This window comes from Clostridium oryzae, assembly GCF_002029235.1.
Taxonomy (GTDB): domain Bacteria; phylum Bacillota; class Clostridia; order Clostridiales; family Clostridiaceae; genus Clostridium_AE; species Clostridium_AE oryzae.
Genome location: NZ_MZGV01000175.1, coordinates 1 through 522 on the forward strand (window position 1 = coordinate 1; position 522 = coordinate 522).

The 522-nt window shown below is 28.5% G+C and carries 1 protein-coding gene; it reads left to right on the forward strand.

Annotated features, from left to right (window positions below; all coding sequences use genetic code 11):
• Positions 1–128: 128 nt before the first annotated feature.
• A partial coding sequence (locus CLORY_RS22935) for a hypothetical protein (protein WP_139376140.1) occupies positions 129–522 on the forward strand: 394 nt, incomplete at its 3' end.

Sequence of the window (522 nt, forward strand, 5' to 3'; positions counted from 1 at the left end):
TATTGTTATAAGCCAACAAAAATATCAGTAAACAAGTTATTTTTAGCCAATAAAAATTACAGATAAAACAAAAAAGCACAATAGGTAGTGAATACCTTTTGTGCTTTTTGTCTAGGATTTAAGTGACAATGCAAAAACCCTATAGTAGTTTGATTCTAATAAAACAAACCTATAGTAGCATTATTGACAATTATTGTGATTTTATACAAAAAGGTTTTGTTCGTAAAGAACTTTGCATTCCAGAATCAGATAAATTAAAGAAGAATGGTACTTTTAAGAGAGATTTATACTTTCTAGATGGTAATGAAATTAAATATGCTAGAGTTAAAATCCAGACTTTGCTATGGACTAGAGCTGATGGCAATAAAGTATACATCAGTGTGTTTCCTACCAATATTATAAAGTACAACAAAGCAGATACCAATCTTATTGAATTTATCAGTAGAAACGTGAAAGAAGGTGAAAGTGTTTTTGACTACGTCAATGATTCTGAGAATTGTCTTGATTGTGAAGATATTTTAA